Source organism: Mesorhizobium sp. P2_E9 (assembly GCF_056403815.1).
In genome coordinates this window covers 35,858-53,873 of record NZ_JBFUET010000017.1, presented here as the reverse complement: position 1 = coordinate 53,873, position 18,016 = coordinate 35,858, and the positions used below count along the sequence as shown (strand labels likewise).

Genomic DNA, 18,016 nt, shown 5'->3' with positions numbered 1-18,016 from the left:
CTCCTGTAATTCTTGATGACACCATTGGCCGGCACGCAGCTGCCTCATGCTAGGATGCGCATCGAATCATCAAGCCGACCTGTTAAGGAGACGGTCATGGGCCGCGTTCTTGTTTGGCTGATCACCGCGACATCGCTTTTCACCCTTTCGCCGCGGCCGGCCATGTCGGAACCGAAGCATGCTATTGCCATGCAGGGCGAGCCGGCACTGCCGCCCGACTACACCCACTTCGACTACGTCAATCCTGACGCGCCGAAGGGCGGCAACATTACCTATTGCGTCGTCGGCAGCTTCGACAACCTCAACCCGTTCATCCTGAAAAGCCTGCGCACCACGGCGCGCGGCATGATGGATCTGAACTACGGCAACCTCGTTTTCGAGCCGTTGATGCAGCGCAACTACGACGAGGCCTTCAGTCTCTATGGCTTGCTCGCCGACAGCGTGGACATGGATCCCGAGCGCAAGTCGATCGAATTCCATCTCAACCCCAACGCAAAATGGTCAGACGGCGAACCGGTGACGCCGGAGGATGTGCTGTTCACCTACGATGTCTTTACCGACAAGGGCCGCCCACCCTACAACGCACGGATGAGCCTGATCGCCAAACTTGAAAAGACCGGTGATCACAGCGTGCGCTTCACCTTCAACGAGAAGGCCAATCGTGAAACGCCCCTGATCATTGCGCTGACGCCGATCCTGCCGAAACATGCTTTCAACAAGGAGACTTTCGACAAGACGACGCTGAAGCCGCTGATTGGCAGTGGACCCTACACCATTGCCCAGGTGGCGCCCGGCCAGCGCATCGTGTTCAAGCGCAACCCAAATTATTGGGGCAAGGATGTCCCGGCCAAGCGCGGCTTCGACAATTACGACCAGATCACCATCGAATATTTCCTCAACGCCAACGCCAAGCTCGAGGCCTTCAAGAAAGGCCTCTGCGCCATCGACGACGACAGCGATCCGGTCAAGCGTGAGCGCGATCTGGATTTCCCGGCCTTCCACAGGGGTGACGTGGTGGCCGAAACTTTCGACACCGGCATTCCGCCTGTCGTGACCGGCTTCCTGTTCAACACGAGGCTGCCGAAGTTCGCCAATCCGGTGGTTCGGCGCGCGCTCGGCATGCTTTACGACTTCGAATGGGCCAACAAGAACCTGTTCGGCGGCAAGTACACGCGCACGATGAGTTATTGGCAGAACTCCGAGCTTTCCGCGCTCGGCCATCCGGCCGACGACAGGGAAAAGGCGTTGCTCGCCCCCTACCCCGGCCGTGTGCCGCCTGACGTCATGGACGGCACCTGGAAACCGCCGGTGACCGACGGTTCGGGCCAGGACCGCAAGGTGTTGAAGACAGCTTTCGATCTCCTGAAAAGCATCGGTTACCATGTCCAGGACGGTACGATGCTCGATCCCGACGGCAAACCTTTCGGATTCGAGATCCTGACTGCTTCGCAGGATGAGGAGCGTCTGGTCGGCATCTACCAGCGCACTTTGGGGAAGATCGGCATCAACGTCAGCATCCGCAGCCTCGACGGTGACCAGATCCAGTCACGTAAGCAGCGCTTCGATTTCGAGGCCTTGATCGGATCGAGCGGCTTCAACAATTCGCTGTCGCCAGGCTTCGAGCAGCTCGGACGCTGGAGCTCCGAGGCGGCCAAGGCCGAAGGCTCGTTCAATCTCGCCGGCGTTGCCGATCCGGCGGTCGATGCGGCGATCGAAGCGATGCTGCGCGCCCGATCGAAGGAGGATTATGTCGCCGCCGTTCGCGTTCTCGACCGGCTGCTGATCTCCGGCTACTACATGGTGCCGACGCAGTACAACACGCAGCAGTGGCTTGCTTACTGGAATTATCTGGAACATCCGAAGAAGACGCCCATATTCGGTTATCAGCTGCCGACATGGTGGCGCAAACCGAACTGACAATCCGGAGATCGAGATGAGTGAAGCGAACGCCATAACCGTCGATGTGGTGTCGGATGTCGTCTGCCCCTGGTGTTTCATTGGCCAGAAGCGGCTGGACAAGGCGGTCGCCGCGGTCGGCGATGTCGATGTGCATATACGCTGGCGTCCGTTCCAGCTCGATCCGACCATTCCGCCGCAAGGCAAGGACCGCCGCGAGTACATGCTGGCCAAGTTCGGCAGCGACGAGCGCATTCGCGAGATCCATGCCCGCATCGAACCGCTTGGCGAAGCCGAGGGCATTTCCTTTGCCTTCGATGCCATCAAGGTTGCGCCGAACACGCTGGATGCGCATCGGCTGATCCGCTGGGCGGGTGCCGCCGGCGAAGCCGTGCAGAACAGGCTGGTCCGTCGCCTGTTCCAGTTGAATTTCGAGGAGGGCGTCAACATCGGCGACCATGCCGTGCTGGTCGAAGCCGCCCGTGAGGCCGGCATGGATGCGTCCGTGGTCGCCACTCTCTTGCCGACCGACGCCGATGTCGAAGCGGTGCGCACCGAGATCGCCACGGCGGCGCGCATGGGCATATCCGGCGTGCCGTGCTTCCTGCTGGAAGGTAAATATGCGGTCATGGGCGCACAGGATGTCGATACGCTGGCCGATGCGATCCGGCAGGTGGCGGCGGCCAAGGCGCGGGGCGAACTGGACAAGGTCGGCTGAGGCAGGCCGCTTCCGCCGCGGGCGTTGCAGCCTATTGCACTGTCACCTTGGCTTTGCTGACGAAGAACCCGTGACCATTGCTGCCTGTGCAGGTCAGCCCCCTGGTCGACGACTGGCAAGTGAATGGCCCCTGGCTCCAGCTGTTCCCATAGTCAAGCTTGTCTACGTCGCTGCAACAGCTCTGTTCACCAGGGTTCTTGATTAGGGTGGCAGGCCCTTTTGGGCCGAGGATTACAGTCACGTAGCTTGGTTCAACCCGTGAGCAGCTCAGTTCCGGACCGCCGTCCTGTGGTGAATAGGTGCTGGTGCCGCCTTTCGGCGTGTAGATACAGCCGATGTTACCAGAGGGAGCATTGAACTCGACCTGCCCTTCCGAACTTGCCGGAATGGATTGATCGCCGGCATGCGCCAGAGGCAGCCAGGCGAAAAGCAACAGGATTGCGGGGGCGGCTGCGCGTGCAAGCATTGGTAAGCTTCCTTGTTGGAGAACCTGATATGCATTGGTGCCGACAGCCCCGGGCTAGGTTCAACCTCATGTGCGTATTTTGTCAAACGGCTCTCTTCGCATGACGATCTGGTGAATCGCCGGCAGCCAAGCTCTGCGCTAGTGTCTCCAGCATGGTTGATCGATGGGGGACGTCATGCTTCGTCGCGTTTCATTCTTGCTGCTTTGCCTCACAGCAGTGACAGGCCCGCAGCTCATATCGGCCGCGAATGCCGGGGACGCGGCCATGACCGCCACTTTCGACGGCAAGCCGTGGACGGCATCCTCCGCCCAGGGCACGACGCTGGAGATGGCAGGCAAACCTGTGCTGAACCTGTCGGGGACCCAGCAGGGCTCGCCGACGATGACATTCAATTCGATGTTGGTGCTGAAAACGCCAGGCGACTATGTCGGCACCTATCCGTTCGGCGGTGGCTTTCCCGCCAATGGCGCCAACTTCAATATCCTCGATTCCGGCGCCACGGTCGGGCATGTCAGGTTCAAGAGCGGTGAAGTGGTGATCGAGACCTACGACCCTGCCGCAAAGACCGTTTCAGGTCATTTCTCCGCCTCAGGCAAGGACGATGACGGCAAGGGAGCAGACATCAAGGACGGTCTGTTTTCGGGAATTTTGGTTAGCCCGCAATGAAAGTTCAGTCCGCCCGGCACGCCAAAATGAGTCACAAAATCGTGTGAGCACCTTCCCTTGGGGAAGGTGCAGGCGTCTTGAAAATTGCTCAGTAAGCATCTGATATCGTTGCGTTAAATCGCGATTTCGCCGGCTTCCGCGCGACGCTCGGAAAGGCTGTTCTGTTGCCTTACCGACACGGCCGGCACTTCAATCCCGCCGACCCCCTACAAAAATTAATGGAAAATGATCAATTGGTGTTACCATCCGTAACAAAACAAAAAAGGTTTGGGCGGGATCGTGATTCGGATCGGCAAACGATCGCAGGAGTCAGTACCGGATAGACTACACCGCGGCGCCGCAGGGCCGTCGCATTTGACGCCGGTATCCTCGATGCGCAGTTTCTGGGGGCTGATGAAGGCCTACTGGTTGTCTGACCACTGGAAAGAAGCCTGGACGCTCACCGTCGTCATCGCGCTGCTGACGGCGCTTTCCAGCAAGGCCGGCGTCTGGTTTGCCATGGCATTGGGCGAGTTGGGCAATTCGATCGCCTTCTTCCACGATGCCGCCAACACCAACCCGCTGCAGGCAATTCTGACCAATGCCGGCATATTGGTAGTGCTGGTCGTGCTCAAGGATGCTGGCTTCACCGGCGTGCGCGGTCTTGTCTCTGCAACTTTGCACCGAAAATGGCGTGGCTGGCTGAACAGCCAGTTCAACCAGGCTCTGCTCGACGGCAATCATACCCATTTCCATGCCCAGCATGGTTCGGCGGCCGGCGGTATCGTGGCGCCCGACAACATCGACCAGCGCATCCAGGAATCGATCAAGGACATGACCGGCGGGGCGATCGGTCTCGCCATGGGCGTTCTGGGTGTCGCGACCTCGCTCTATTTTATCGGCGAAAATCTGATCGGATCCTCGGTCGAGGTTAAAGGGCTGGAATTCCTCGGCGCTTATGGCAGCGCCGTGCTAGCCTTCCTCGCCGTCGCCATTTACGTGCCGCTGAACACCTGGATTGCAGTCAAGCTTGGGCGCCTGCTCGAGCGGCTCAATATCCGCATGCAGCAGGCCGAGGGCAGCTACCGCAGCGAACTGACGACGTTCCTGCGCCGCAGCTTCCATGTCGCCGCCTCGCATGGCGAGGGCGTACAAAAGTCGATGCACGACAGGCTCTATGTCGATATCGACAAAACCTGGGGCAGGCTCAATGTCGTCAACAACAGCTACACGTCGTTCGAGCTGATCTACAACTTCGTCGGCGCCCGGATCGTCGCCTATGGTCCCGGTCTCGTGTCGTTCATCCACAATCGCCTGGACTACAAGGGCTATATAACCGGCTCTGAAATGGTCGCCCAGCTGATCAGCCAGTGCTCGTGGTTCATCCACGTCATGCCGGCCATTGCAACGCTGCGCGCCAACAGCCAGCGTGTCACCGAACTGGCGAATGCGATCGAGGATGTTCAGCATCCGCAGGAGTTCTACAGCAAGACCGGCCGGTCCGACTTCCACTATGCCAGCCAGAACCCGGTCTTCGGCCTGACCATCCAGAAGCTCGAACTGGCGCATCAGGGCGAGGATGCGACGCCCTTCCTCAGTGCCGCCAATTTGCGCTTCCGGCGCGGCGAGTGGACCTTCCTGAAGGGCGAATCCGGTTGCGGCAAGACTTCACTGATCAAGGCGATAAACGGCCTCTGGCCCTACGGCCACGGCACCATCGTCTTCCCTGACGAGGTGAAGAGTTTTTATGCCGCCCAGGAGGTCAAGCTCCCGCAGGTGTCACTGAAACAGCTGGTCTGCCTGCCGGGCTCCGAACATGACCATGGCGATGCCCAGGTCGCGTCCGCGCTGCACAAGGCTGGTCTCGGCGACTTCATTGAGCAAATGGCCAATGAAAGCCGCGAGGGTAAAAGCTGGGATCAGGTCCTGTCGGGTGGCCAGAAGCAGAAGCTGGTGGTGGCCCGCATCATCCTGCAGCAGCCGGGGCTGCTGTTCCTCGACGAAGCGACCGGTGCGCTCGACCCGGAGGGCAAGATTGTCTTCCATCAGGCGATCAAGGACAACTGCCCCGATGTCACGGTGATCAGCGTCATGCACGAAGCAGTGGCGCCGCGATCGGCTGCCGGTACCGAGTTCTACCACTCGATCGTCATGATCGCCGACGGCGTCGCCACCAAGAAACCGCTGGTTCCGACGCTCCCTGTCGAACTCACCACGATCCTGGCGCAGCCACGGCCGGTCGAGGACAAATGGCTGCGTTTCTCGCGTCGGCTGAAGCAGAAATAACGGTGATTTCACCGCGACTTGCCGGGTAGAACGGCAGTCGGCGATCACAGTGTCGCGATCGGAGCTATCAGGCGCCGATTTCCTTCCTCACAACGATTGACTCGGCAAGGCGCGCCCCTATGTTGCGCCCGCTTGCTGATAGTCAAACGCGAACCCGCAAGCGGAAAGGTCACCGCGCCATGCCTGGCGACAGTATTAGTCGAACGCAACCGCCGTCCGCCTAGACGTGACCTGAATGGTTCATGTCCTGCCGGACGGCAAGGAGTGAGCCATGAACGATTTTCCCACTGTCGCGGACGACGAGGCCGTCGCCATCGCCCGCATCCTTGCAAACGACCATGTTGCCGACGTGGTCGAGGCACTCAATCATGAATCGCGCGAAACCGCGACGGATCTGCTTTGCGCCGTACCCTTCGAGCGGCTGGTCGAGATTTTCGATCAGCCTGAACTGGAAGGGGCGCCCGAACTCGTAGATGCCCTACCCCGCCCCAAGGCAAGCAAGCTGCTCACCGCCATGTCGGTCGACCGTGCGGCAGACATCCTGCGCGACCTCGAGGAGCCGGCACGTTCCGAACTGCTCGGTGCACTGGCGCCGCCGCTGCGCGCGACCCTGCTTTCCATCCTGGGCTATCCCGAGGGCAGCGCCGCATCGATCATGACGACCGAGTTCGTCAGCGTTCCCTCGGACTGGACCGTCGGGCGCACGCTCGACTATATCCGCAAGGTCGAGCGGACGCGCGAAACCGTCTACGCGATCTACATCGTCGATCCGCAAACGCACCTGCTGGTGCGCTCGACCGGTCTGCGTCGGCTCATCACCGGTGAGCCGGACGACCCGATCCTGTCGGTAGCGCCGGACCGCGTGCCGGTCACGGTCACGCCGTTGACCGATCGTGAAACCCTGGCGCAGACGATCTCCAAATACGACCTGCTCGCCGTCCCCGTCGTCGACCACGGCAAGATCCTCGGCATCGTCACCATCGACGACATCATCGATACGATGATCGAGGAGACGACCGAGGACGTGCACCGCTTCGGCGGCATGGAGGCGCTCGACGAGCCCTACATGAAGATGAGCTTCCTCTCCATGATCAAGAAACGAGGCGGCTGGCTGTGCGCGCTGTTCGTCAGCGAAATGCTGACCGCCAACGCCATGCAGAGCTACGAGGGTGAGCTGGAGAAGGCGATCGTGCTGACGCTGTTCATCCCGTTGATCATGAGCTCCGGTGGCAATTCCGGCTCGCAGGCGACCTCGCTTGTTATCCGGGCGCTGGCGTTGCGCGAGATCGGCCTGCGTGACTGGTGGCGAGTGGCGCTGCGCGAACTGCCGACCGGCCTGGTGCTGGGCGCCATGCTCGGCGTGGTCGGCATCTGCCGCATCGCGCTCTGGCAATATATGGGCTTCTACGACTATGGGCCGCACTGGCCGCTGATCGCCACGACAGTCGGTGCCGCCCTGGTCGGCATCGTCACCTTCGGCTCTTTGTCGGGTTCGATGTTGCCGTTTGCCCTGAAGCGCATCGGCTTCGATCCCGCCAGTGCTTCGGCGCCGTTTGTCGCCACACTGGTCGATGTCACCGGGCTGGTGATCTATTTCTCGGTGGCGCTGGTCATTTTGCGCGGCACGCTGCTCTAGCAGCACCTGTCCCCGCCGTCGGCTGTGATCGGCGGCGATCTACCCTGCTCAGGCTTGCCTGCCATAGATGGCATCGCGGAGCGCATCGGGAAAGGCGCCGGTCATGCCGGCGATGGCCGTATTCGTCAGCGCCACCACCGCCAGGTCCAACGCCGGATCGACGAACCAGGAATGGCCGTAGACGCCGCCCCAGCGCCAGGCGCCGGCCGTCTGCGGCGTCGATGCGGCGAGCGGGTCGCGCAGGATGCTGAAACCGAGACCCCAGCTCCAGCCAGGCATGCCGGTTTCCAGGCCCGGTATCGCGTCCGTGACCATCGCCGCGGCCGTTTCGGGGCGGATGACTGGCCCGCCGCCCGAACGCAGCGCCTCGAGCAGCTTGAGGACATCGCCGGCGGTGCCATTCATGCCGGTACCGCCCGAGGCGAAGGACGAAGGGGCGAAGACACGGCCGGGCGAGAATGAAATGAAACCGTCACCAAAGGGTACACGGTGATGTTCACCCATCGCGATAGCCTTGCCGGGTCCATCGGCGTAAGGCGTCACCAGCCGGGAACGGTCGCGCACCGCAAAGGCAGCATCATGCATGCCGAGCGGCTGGACGACCAGGCGATCGACCAGTTCGGGCAGTGAAGCGCCGGTGGCTCTCGCCATGGCCTCGCCCAGCACATCCATCGCAACCGAATAGCCCCAGCCCGTTCCCGGCACGCAGGACAGCGGCACAGAGGCGATGCGGCGGAGATTCTCGGCCATCGAGAGACCGGGCTGATCGAGGCCGTCGGAGACGCTGGCGAGATGATAGGGTCCGTCGTCCGCCTGGCGGAAACCGTAGTTCAGGCCGGCGGTGTGCGTCAGCAGCTGTCGAATGGTGATGATCGGCTCACTGCCATCCGCCAGCTTCGGCAGGAACTCGGGGATGAACTTCGCGACTGGATCATCGAGGCCGATCACGCCGGCTTCGACAAGGGCAAGTGCTGCGGTCGCGACGACGGGTTTGGTGACCGACGCAAGCCGGAAGATCGCGTCCGGCGTCATCGGTTTCTGCGCTTCTCGGTCGGCAAGGCCGGCGGCGCGGCTGTAGACGATTTCACCGCGCCGGGCGACAAGGATCACGGCGCCGACAATGCGCCCCTCCTCGACGGCCGTGTCGATGACCTGATCGACACGCCCACCAAACCCATGATCAAGCAGTGTGGAGTTGGTGGTGGCGGACATTGAATGCTCCCTCTACCGCAGGCGCTGGAAACAGACGAAAGGTTAGATGCGCTGGCCGTCCTTCACGCGGTAGGTCGGCTTGTACATGGTGACGAGTTCTTCCGCCGCGGTCGGGTGCACGGCCATCGTGCGGTCGAAATCATCCTTGGTCAGTCCGGCCTTCAGCGGAATGCCGAGCAGCTGCGCCATTTCGCCGGCATCCGGCCCCAATATGTGGGCGCCGAGCACTTTGCGGGACGCGCCATCGACCACCAGCTTGATCAGCATCTTCTCGTCGCGGCCCGACAGCGTATGCCGCATCGGCCGGAAGCTGGCGCGGTAGATCTCGATATCGGCAAAACGCTTGACGGCTTCGTCTTCCGACAGGCCCACCGTACCGATTTCCGGTTGTGTGAACACCGCGGTCGCGATCGTCTCGTGGTCGGGCGCGGTCGGGTTGTCCTTGAATGCCGTCTCGATGAAGCACACCGCTTCGTGGATCGCCACCGGTGTCAGCTGCACGCGGTTGGTGACGTCGCCGATCGCCCAGACATTGTCGATGTTGGTGCGGGAATACGCGTCGACCTTGATCGCGCCGGCCGAGGTCATCTCGATGCCGATGCCTTCCAGGCCCATATTCTCGGTGTTGGGGATGCGCCCGATGGCCAGCATGACCTGGTCCACCGTCAGCGTCTGGCCGTTGGTGAGAAGGGCGTCGAGCCGGCCGTCCGGCCGCTTGCTCACCCGCTCGCTCACCGAATGGCAGAGTATCTTGATCCCCTTCTCTTCCATGGTCTCGTGCAGCGTGCGGCGCAGGTCCATGTCGAAGCGGCTGAGGATCTCCTTGCCGCGATAGACCAGCGTGGTGTCGACGCCAAGGCCGTGGAAGATGTTGGCGAACTCGACCGCGATATAGCCGCCGCCCTCGATCATGATCGCCTTCGGCAGCTCCTTGAGGTCGAAAGCCTCATTGGAGAAAATGCAGTGTTCATGGCCGGGCAGCGCTGGATGCGCCGCCGGCCGGCCGCCGGTCGCGATCAGGATCTGGTCGGCGGTAACGGTGCGGTCCTCGCCCAGAAGATGGATCACGTGCGGGTCGACGATCATCGCCCGCGAATGGAAGGTCTCGCCACCGGCGCCCTCGACATTCTTCTTGTAGATCGCCTCCAGCCGGCTGATCTCGCGATCCTTGTTGGCGACCAGTGTGCGCCAGTCGAAACTGGCTTCCGGCACTGTCCAGCCATAGCCGGCGGCATCGGCGAAATGTTCCGGAAATTGCGAGGCGTAGACATAGAGTTTCTTCGGTACGCAGCCGCGGATGACGCAGGTGCCGCCAAAGCGGTATTCCTCGGCGATGCCGACGCGCTTGCCGAGTGCCGCGGCAACGCGCGCCGCCCTCACCCCGCCGGAGCCGCCGCCGATGACGAAGAGATCGTAGTCATAACCGGCCATGACGCGGCTCCTTGAACGTCGGAAAATGTGAGTGACAGGTAGGCCGCCGACGGCCAAAAGAAAAGCCCGGACGAGCCGGGCTTCACAGATGGCCGCAAGGCCGCATTTGAAAACGCAGGATCAGTTCTGCGTGCCGTCGGCGGGGGCCGAACCGTCGGCGGGTGCGGCGCCATCGGCCGGAGCCGCGCCGTCTGCCGGAGCTGCATTGTCAGCCGGAGCAGCGCCATCAGCGGGTGCAGGCTTGGCCGGAGCAGCAGCCTTGGCAGCCGCTGCCAGCGTTTCGCCGACCTGCTGGGCGAGATCGCGGGCGACGCCGTTCTGCCAGATGTCGGCTGCCTTGACCAAATCACGTGTCACGGTCGGACCGCTGTCAAGCAGCTTCTTGCCAGCGTCGGAGCTGTAGAAAGTTGCGATGTCATTGAGGTCCTTCTCTGAAAACACCTTCGCATAGGCAAGGGCTGCTTCCTTTTCGAGATCGGCGCGGCGCGAGGCCAGCGCCAGCGCCTTCTCATTGACGGTCTTGCTGATCAGCTCCTGCATGTCCGGATTCTTCTGGATGAGCTGCGATTCGAGCGCGGCCGCCGCCTGCGGCAGGATACCGTCGAACGGGTCGGTCGCATGGATCGCCGCGACCGCCGCCCGCGCCGCCTTCAGGTGCGAATCGGTGACGTCCTGCGAAAACGCCGGCGACGACAAGGCGAAAACGGCCGAAGCCGCCAGAACGACGCAAAGGCCGCGAACCCGGTTATGCAACATCATGATCGGTAGAACTCCCTGGTTTTCGGGCGGCATGGACGGTTTGGATACCGTCGCCGCCGGCGATGATGGCCGCTGACGCCAGCCCGATGAAAAGACCATGCTCGACCACGCCCGGAATGGCATGGAGAGCATTCGAAAGCGCTCTTGTATCCGGAATGCGGCCAAAAGATGCATCGAGGATAAAATGGCCGCCGTCTGTAACAAAAGCCTGGCCTTCCGTCATCCTCAATGTAATCGGACCGGAAAGGCCGAGATTTGCAGCCGCCGCGGCTATCGCGATCTCGGTAGCGCGCAGGCCGAACTGGTTGACCTCGATCGGCAGCGGAAACCGGCCGAGCGTCTCGACCATCTTCGACCGGTCGGCAATGACGATCATGCGTTGCGAGGCCGCGGCCACGATCTTCTCGCGCAGCAGCGCGCCGCCGCCGCCCTTGATCAGGGTCAGTTCCGGATCGACCTCGTCGGCGCCATCGATGGTGAGATCGAGCTCGGGCGTTTGCTCCAAAGTCGACAATGGCACGCCAAGCTCACGGCAAAGTGCCGCGGTGCGCTCCGAAGTCGGCACACCGATGACGGTCATGCCGGTGGCGACCTTGTCGGCCAGCAGCCGTACGAACTCTTCCGCCGTGGTGCCGGTGCCGATGCCGAGCCGCATGCCGTCAGTCACATGGGCAAGGGCGGCCCGCGCGGCCTCGACCTTCAACTGTCTTGCGTCCATGCCGCTTGCTGCCCCGGGAAACCTTACGTTCTGGGCTCCTAGCATTTTTGCCGGCGGGGTCAAAGCTTTTGACCGTGGTCAAAGCCTTTGGGCGCCTGTCCACCGCGCTGCTTGCCTTGACGCGCCGCAGCCGCTATCGCCTGCCGATGCACAAACCTGCGCAGGATGGATCATGACCCGCCCGATCATCGTGTTCGACCTCGACGGAACGCTTGTTGACACGGCGCCGGACCTGCTCGACAGCCTGAACCACAGCCTGGCCGCCAGCGAACTCCAGGCCGTCGACGACGCCGGCTTCAAGCGTTTCGTCGGCCATGGCGGCCGGGTGATGATAGAGCGGGCGCACGCCGCCCAACAGCGCTCGCTCGACGTCGCCGAGCATGACCGGCTGCTAAAACTGTTCCTCGATCATTACACCGACAACATTCCCGGCAAATCCCGCCCCTACCCCGGTGTCATCGAGGCGATCGCGCGCTTCGAGAAGGCCGGCTATCTCCTGGCCATCTGCACCAACAAATACGAGGCCAACTCGCTGGCGCTGATCGAAGCGCTCGGCCTGACCAGGCATTTCGCGGCGATCGCCGGCCAGGACACGTTCGCCTTCCGCAAGCCCGATCCGCGCCACCTGACCGAGACCATCAAGCTGGCCGGCGGCGACCCGCACCGCGCCTTGATGGTCGGCGATTCGCAAACCGACATCGACACCGCCAAGGCCGCCGGCATTCCGGTGGTGGCCGTCGATTTCGGCTATACCGACCGCCATGTGCGCGAATTCGAGCCTTCGGCGGTGATTTCACATTTCGACGCGCTGACGCTGGACTTGGCAGAGAAGCTGATCAACGCCGCCGCAGGACGCTGATCGGATACGGCTGGCGTCGCGGCGGAAACAGACTCGAAAGTGCGGCAATCCGATCCTCGGAAGAACGCCAGACACCGCCTTGACTTAACCGGCCGGCCTCCCTTATATCGCGGCTCGCTTGGCCTTCGGGCAACGAGCGGGCGATTAGCTCAGCGGGAGAGCACACCCTTCACACGGGTGGGGTCGCAGGTTCAATCCCTGCATCGCCCACCATCTACCTCCTGAAAATTGCACTCCAGGCCAACACCTCAGCAACTACAACTCGCCCCTTCCCCACCAAAATTCTTCTGGGCGAAGTTCAACGCGCTGCTGTAGCTCGTGTAGCTCTGGAACTGGCAGACATTGGAGCCGTTCCGCACCTTCATCTGCTCGAGATCCCAGAACGACACTTCGATGTGGTCGTCGGCGCAGTAGACCGTATAGCGTTCCGGTTCCAGCGCCCTGGCTTTCTGCACGGGCATGGAAACGGCCGAGATGGCAAGCACTGACAGTGCAAGCATGACGAGATGACGCGTGCGCATATGGAATCCCCCCAAGTGAACCGCCAGCGATATGACAACAACGAATAGTGAAGCGGCGCATCGTGGTTTTTTGGCGGACGGCTTTTCTTCTCGGCGGCGGCAAATCCGCGGGTTGAATGGTCATGCATTCCAGCTGCGGAACCAACCACCGCGCCAGCGAGTTTCTGTCGACCGAAACTTGAGGGAAAGCCATGTCCAGAGTTCTGCTGGCGACCAGCGTCGCCGTTCTTCTCGCCGCCGGGCCGGCCTTTGCCGCGGATGAAACTCCGTTGCCGCCGCCCAATGCCAAGAAGCTGTCGGAGATCCTTGCCAAGGTCGAGCTGCGCGATGGCTTCCGCTATGTGAAAGAGGTCGACTGGGACAAGGACGCCTATGTCGTCACCTACTACACCTCGGACAAGGCAAAGGTCGAAATCACCTACGATCCGGTGACGGCCGAGCCCAAATAGGGTCGCCGGCAGATACTCTCTATTCGACGGTCTACCCGTTTTGTCCGCGCGCCGAGATGACCAATCGGATTGCCGCAAATTGTCCATCCTTGGTATGTGATATGCACCCGATGGCGTGGGCAACGCCTTTGGCTTGGGGGCAGTCATGCGATTTTCCGTTCGAACCGACGTCTTACTTGTGCTTGGCATCATCCTGGCGGGCGGCACTCTTGCGGCACCTTCGGCGCGGGCCGAGGGGCCGTCTTTCGACTGCGCTAAGGCAAGTTTGCCGGCCGAGAAAGCCATCTGTGCCGATCGGCAGCTGTCGGCCATCGATCTGCTGGTTGCCAAGGCCTACAAGGATTTCGAGCCGGCATTCGGCGGCGACAAGCGCAAGATCGCCCGCGGGCTGATCGCCGACCGCAATGCCTGCAAGAGCGATACCGCCTGCATCGTCAGCGCGCTCAACAACGCTTTGCAGACCTATGGCAATGCGCCGTCATGGGTGCAGGACTACAACATCGCGCTGATCGGCAAGAAGGCGCTGGATGCCGCTGCGCGCAACCCCGGCAACCGCGATCAGCCCCTGCCCTCGGCCGTCGGGCAATGCGCGACCACGCATATCAAGACGCTGACCACGCGGCTTGGCGACGACCCGCTGGAAACGGCCCCGCCTGAGGGCGGCAGCGCCGCAACGTTCACCAATGGCGGCGGGTCTGTCTCCTATGATCGCGAGCCTGGCCTCGCCACCTCGAAGGTCGGCGAACCCGTCGAGATGTGCCTGATCGCGATTCCCAGGGACTGCCCCAAGGGCGATGACCGCGGCCGGGTTTTTTACTCCCTCGATCTCGTCGCCAAGGGAAGCTGGGCGCTGCCGGACTCCGAGCATCTGTGCGGCGGCGCCTGATCGGCCCTGCTCCATGATCCACAAAAGCCTGCCAAAGCGGCCCGCACTGTGCCTGCCCTTGCACTGGGCCGTCTTTGATGGCTGACTGAGATGGTCAACTGCGCCGCATTGGGGGATGGGCATGGCGACGGTAAAGCACGTGATGAAACGCATCCTGATGATGCTGGCCGGCTATCTCGTTGCCGTATTGGTCGGTCTGGTCGCCGTCGTTGCGATCTATGCCGCGCTCAGTTCCCTGCCAAACGCGCCGGCCTATTTCGACATCATGGGCGTCAGCCCGATCGCGGTCCTGGTGGTGCCGCCGCTCGGCATGTTCGTCTATTTTCTGACGATTGTCGTGACCGGGTTGCAGACGCTGATCTTCGCGCTGATTGCCGAATCCTTCTCGTTGCGCAATGTCCTGATGCACATGTTTTTCGGCGCCGCTGCCGCGGCCGGTGGCTTCTTCCTGATCTGGCCGGTTCCGACGGAGGACATGGACCCCGAGCGCTGGGCCGACATGAGCATCATCGCCGCCGCCGGCCTCGTCGCCGGATTGATCTACTGGCTGATCGCCGGGCGGGAGGCAGGTTTCCGCCGCCCGCTGTCGCAAGGTTGACGATTAGCTCGAAGGCGAGCGAACCGCCTCTGTGGCGTCCAGGGCCTGCTTCAACCGCGAATCGCGGTCGTAAACGTCATTGAAATACTCGACCTTGCCGGACATGTCGGGCCATGCGGTGAAATAGGCGACATAGACCGGGATCTTGCGCGTCACATCCTCGGTCGAATGTCCGTGCTTCAGCTTCTCGGCGACATAGTCGACCGAGGTGCCGAGCACCGCCGCCGCCATGCCGCGCGGATCCTGCAGGCGCACGCAGCCATGGCTGAGCGCCCGCATGTCCTGCTTGAAGAACGATTTCTGCGGCGTGTCGTGCATGTAGATCGCATGCTTGTTGGGGAACAGGATCTTCAACTCGCCCAGCGCATTGGCCTCACTCGGCTGCTGGCGCACATTGTAGGGAATGTTCGCGCCATACGCGCCCCAGTTGACCGCCGACGACGGAATGCGCTTGCCGCGCGCATCCGTCACCTCGTAGCCGGCACGGTCGAGATAGCCGGGATCATTGCGCAACCGGGGCAGCATCTCGTTGACGATGATCGACTGCGGCACGCCCCAATAGGGGTGGAAGTCGACCTGCTTGATCTGGTCGTAGAAGAATGCCGTCTGGTTGGTGACCCGGCCGACGACGGCGCGCGTCTTCAGCTTCTCCTCGCCATTGTCGATGTAGCTCGCGGTGAACGCGGGCTGGTTGATGAAGACGCGCGGGCTGCCAAGATCGGAAGGCAGCCAGCGCAGTTCCTCCAGCGCCACCTGCACCTTGAGCAGCCTGTCGGCCTTCGACGTGCCGGCCAGCAAGGCGACGGTGCGCGGACCGATGACGCCGTCGCCCTTCATGCCTTCCTTCACCTGCACCGCCTTGATCAGCGGAACCAGTTCTGGAACGTAGACCTCGCTGGTCCCTAGCCGCGACAAGAGTTCGCCATAGGTGCCGCCCATCTCGTCATCGAGACTGCGTGCGATCAACGTCAGCAGCTTCGGCAGTTCCGGGCTGGTTTCGCCTGGCTTCAGCAGCAGCTTGGGATCGACGACGATCTCGTTTTCGGCGCTCGCCTGCAGCGATTCCAGCTCGACGCGCAACGCCTGGTATTCGGCATTCTGCGGATGCCGCGATTCGAGGTAAGTGCGCACTTCCTGCGTATGCGCCAATGTCTTCAGCACACCTACCAGGTCGATCGGCTTTGCCGGGAAATCATAGTAACCGGTCATCCGGTTGGGATCGACGCGGCCGTTCTGGGCATCACGGGCATAGCGCAGCACCCGGGCCGACAGCGCCATCTCGAAGCGGACGAACTCTTTCACTTGCGCATTGGCGTCGGCCGACGACGCGCTGGTGGCAGGTACTTCGACCGTATAGTCGGCGGGCGTCAGGCCGTAGCTCGCTGCCTCGCCGAGCACGCGCACCGCGTCCTGGGCGCGGCTGTTGGGGCTGGTTCCGTTCACCCAGATGAAGTCCGGATTGGCCGAGTAGTAGGCGATCAGCGCCTTGGCGATGTCGGGCTCGGCATAGAGTTCATAGTCGCTGAGACCGGCAATGGCGTCATGGAAAGCAGCCCCTGTTGCCGACGGAACGAACGCCGCGTCCTGCGCCGTCGCCGGCTGCGGTGCTGCCGACAGCGTCGAGAAGTCGACGCGCACCAGTCTGTCGGCCTTGTAGGTGTAGTAGGACGGGCTGCTGATTTTTGCACCGCCGCCACCACCGCCGGCTGGGGCCTTGGGTCTGTACTTTGGCGGCGGAGGCGGAAACTCGCCCTGCGGCTGGTGCTTGATGCCGCCACCGAACAGCATGTCGAAGAGCCCTTGCGCGCCTGCCTGGGGCGCACCCAGGGCGAGCGTTGCCGCGATCGCCATCAGCGGCATTGCGGTTGCATTTTTACCGAGGAATTTCATGAATCACCCGCTCCGGTCGCAACCGGTTCCCGTTCCGCACGCTAGACCGTCTCGCTCACCGCATGGCGGATGTAAGGCGTGACTATACCGATTCATACCGATTTCGTTAAGCTTTCATAAATTTCGGAAAGCCTGTTGCAGAACAGTTTCACAACATCGTTACGGCTGGAGCGGGGGTGTTTTCGCTCCAGCCTGACGAACGCCAGAAAATCAGGCGTTGGCGCCGCCATCGATGGTCAATGCGGCCCCAGTCACGAAACGCCCTTCCGGACCGGCGAGCCAGGCAACCATGCCGGCGATGTCATCGGCCTTGCCGAATCGCGGCGTCGCCATCTTCTGGCGCTGGTGTTCGGCATGCGGCCCATCAGCCGGGTTCATGTCCGTATCGGTCGAGCCGGGATGGACGACATTGGCGGTGATGCCGCGTGCGCCGAGATCGCGCGCCAGAGCCTTGGTCAAACCGACCAGCGCCGCCTTGCTGGCGGAGTAGGCGCCGAGGCTGGTGTCGGTGACGCGTTCAGCGAGATTGCTGCCGATCGAGATGATCCTGCCGCCCTCGCCCATATGCGCCGCTGCCGCTTTCGAGGCGATGAACGGTGCCCTCAGATTGACCGACATGGTCTCGTCGAAATCGGCAAGCGACAATGTGTCGATGGGGGCCGCGCGCCAGATGCCGGCACTGTTGACCAGGATATCCAGCCGGCCGAAGGCGACGACGGTGTCATCCACGGCCTTGCCTATTGCTTCGGCATCGCGGTTATCGGCCTTGATAGCAATGGCGCGGCCGCCCTTGGCCTCGATCTCGGCGACGACCGAGCGGGCCTGTTCCTCGCCATGCACATAGGTCAGCGCAACATCGGCGCCATCGGCAGCCAGGCGCCGGGCAATCGCCGCCCCGATGCCGCGGCTGCCGCCGGTGACCAGCGCCGCCTTGCCGTTCAAATTACTGGAAGACATTGGTTTCTCCAGTTATGTAGTGATCGATACACAAATACCTGTCAGGCTTGTCCGGTCGCGTCAACTGATTTATGTATCGATCAACACA

17 protein-coding genes and 1 tRNA gene are annotated in these 18,016 nt (G+C 62.2%); 10 read left to right on the top strand and 8 right to left on the bottom strand.

The features are described from left to right. Positions 1–96 precede the first annotated feature (96 nt). Complete coding sequence (locus tag AC1D05_RS27205) at positions 97–1,917, top strand: extracellular solute-binding protein (protein ID WP_477444789.1); 1,821 nt, start codon at positions 97–99, stop codon at positions 1,915–1,917. A 16-nt stretch (positions 1,918–1,933) separates the two neighbouring features. Beyond that, complete coding sequence (locus AC1D05_RS27200; RefSeq protein ID WP_477444788.1) at positions 1,934–2,614, top strand: DsbA family oxidoreductase; 681 nt, start codon at positions 1,934–1,936, stop codon at positions 2,612–2,614. Positions 2,615–2,645: 31 nt separating this feature from the next. Here AC1D05_RS27200 and AC1D05_RS27195 read toward each other — a convergent pair whose 3' ends face one another. Next, complete coding sequence (locus AC1D05_RS27195) at positions 2,646–3,080, bottom strand: hypothetical protein (RefSeq protein ID WP_477444787.1); 435 nt, start codon at positions 3,078–3,080, stop codon at positions 2,646–2,648. A 265-nt stretch (positions 3,081–3,345) separates the two neighbouring features. Between AC1D05_RS27195 and AC1D05_RS27190 the strand changes: the two genes are divergently transcribed. The 3 genes from AC1D05_RS27190 to mgtE all read left to right on the top strand — a co-directional run bounded on the left by AC1D05_RS27190 (position 3,346) and on the right by mgtE (position 7,648). Further along, a complete protein-coding gene (locus AC1D05_RS27190; RefSeq protein ID WP_477444786.1) occupies positions 3,346–3,747 on the top strand; it encodes a DUF6252 domain-containing protein in 402 nt (133 codons plus the stop codon). Positions 3,748–4,119: 372 nt separating this feature from the next. Beyond that, positions 4,120–6,012, top strand: a complete 1,893-nt coding sequence (locus tag AC1D05_RS27185; protein ID WP_477444785.1) for an ABC transporter ATP-binding protein/permease — start codon at positions 4,120–4,122, stop codon at positions 6,010–6,012. A gap of 271 nt (positions 6,013–6,283) precedes the next feature. Then, positions 6,284–7,648 carry a magnesium transporter gene (mgtE, locus tag AC1D05_RS27180; RefSeq protein ID WP_477444784.1) on the top strand — a complete coding sequence of 455 codons (1,365 nt, stop codon included), beginning with the start codon at positions 6,284–6,286 and terminating at the stop codon, positions 7,646–7,648. Between the two features lie 48 nt (positions 7,649–7,696). On the opposite strand, the gene AC1D05_RS27175 is transcribed toward mgtE, so the two are convergent. The 4 genes from AC1D05_RS27175 to rpiA all read right to left on the bottom strand — a co-directional run bounded on the left by AC1D05_RS27175 (position 7,697) and on the right by rpiA (position 11,768). Continuing rightward, on the bottom strand, positions 7,697–8,860 hold the full coding sequence (locus AC1D05_RS27175) for a serine hydrolase domain-containing protein (RefSeq protein ID WP_477444783.1): 1,164 nt from the start codon (positions 8,858–8,860) through the stop codon (positions 7,697–7,699). Positions 8,861–8,902: 42 nt separating this feature from the next. After that, positions 8,903–10,291, bottom strand: coding sequence for a glutathione-disulfide reductase (gene gor, locus AC1D05_RS27170; RefSeq protein WP_477444782.1), 1,389 nt, complete (start codon positions 10,289–10,291; stop codon positions 8,903–8,905). Between the two features lie 120 nt (positions 10,292–10,411). Continuing rightward, a complete protein-coding gene (locus tag AC1D05_RS27165; RefSeq protein ID WP_477444781.1) occupies positions 10,412–11,050 on the bottom strand; it encodes a DUF2059 domain-containing protein in 639 nt (212 codons plus the stop codon). Further along, complete coding sequence (gene rpiA / locus AC1D05_RS27160) at positions 11,037–11,768, bottom strand: ribose-5-phosphate isomerase RpiA (protein ID WP_477444780.1); 732 nt, start codon at positions 11,766–11,768, stop codon at positions 11,037–11,039. Before rpiA ends, AC1D05_RS27165 begins: the two co-directional genes overlap by 14 nt. A 172-nt stretch (positions 11,769–11,940) precedes the next feature. On the opposite strand from rpiA, the gene AC1D05_RS27155 reads away from it, so the two are divergent. Next, a complete protein-coding gene (locus AC1D05_RS27155) occupies positions 11,941–12,627 on the top strand; it encodes a phosphoglycolate phosphatase (protein ID WP_477444779.1) in 687 nt (228 codons plus the stop codon). A gap of 138 nt (positions 12,628–12,765) precedes the next feature. Then, a tRNA-Val gene (locus tag AC1D05_RS27150) sits at positions 12,766–12,840 on the top strand. A 35-nt stretch (positions 12,841–12,875) separates the two neighbouring features. Here AC1D05_RS27150 and AC1D05_RS27145 read toward each other — a convergent pair. Then, entirely contained in the window at positions 12,876–13,148 is a 273-nt protein-coding gene (locus AC1D05_RS27145) for a hypothetical protein (RefSeq protein WP_477444778.1), read from the bottom strand. A gap of 191 nt (positions 13,149–13,339) precedes the next feature. Here AC1D05_RS27145 and AC1D05_RS27140 point away from each other — a divergent pair, with 191 nt between their 5' ends. The 3 genes from AC1D05_RS27140 to AC1D05_RS27130 all read left to right on the top strand — a co-directional run bounded on the left by AC1D05_RS27140 (position 13,340) and on the right by AC1D05_RS27130 (position 15,081). Then, positions 13,340–13,597 carry a PepSY domain-containing protein gene (locus AC1D05_RS27140; RefSeq protein WP_477444777.1) on the top strand — a complete coding sequence of 86 codons (258 nt, stop codon included), beginning with the start codon at positions 13,340–13,342 and terminating at the stop codon, positions 13,595–13,597. A gap of 145 nt (positions 13,598–13,742) precedes the next feature. Then, entirely contained in the window at positions 13,743–14,483 is a 741-nt protein-coding gene (locus AC1D05_RS27135) for a lysozyme inhibitor LprI family protein (RefSeq protein ID WP_477444776.1), read from the top strand. A 115-nt stretch (positions 14,484–14,598) separates the two neighbouring features. Beyond that, positions 14,599–15,081, top strand: coding sequence for a hypothetical protein (locus AC1D05_RS27130; protein WP_477444775.1), 483 nt, complete (start codon positions 14,599–14,601; stop codon positions 15,079–15,081). A gap of 3 nt (positions 15,082–15,084) precedes the next feature. Here the strand turns inward: AC1D05_RS27130 and AC1D05_RS27125 are convergent, their stop codons facing one another. Together AC1D05_RS27125 and AC1D05_RS27120 are read right to left on the bottom strand one after the other, a co-directional pair. Beyond that, positions 15,085–16,971 (bottom strand): L,D-transpeptidase family protein, encoded by a 1,887-nt coding sequence (locus tag AC1D05_RS27125; protein ID WP_477444774.1) that lies wholly within the window; start codon positions 16,969–16,971, stop codon positions 15,085–15,087. Between the two features lie 210 nt (positions 16,972–17,181). Beyond that, on the bottom strand, positions 17,182–17,928 hold the full coding sequence (locus AC1D05_RS27120; protein WP_477444773.1) for a 3-oxoacyl-ACP reductase family protein: 747 nt from the start codon (positions 17,926–17,928) through the stop codon (positions 17,182–17,184). Between the last annotated feature and the right edge of the window lie 88 nt (positions 17,929–18,016).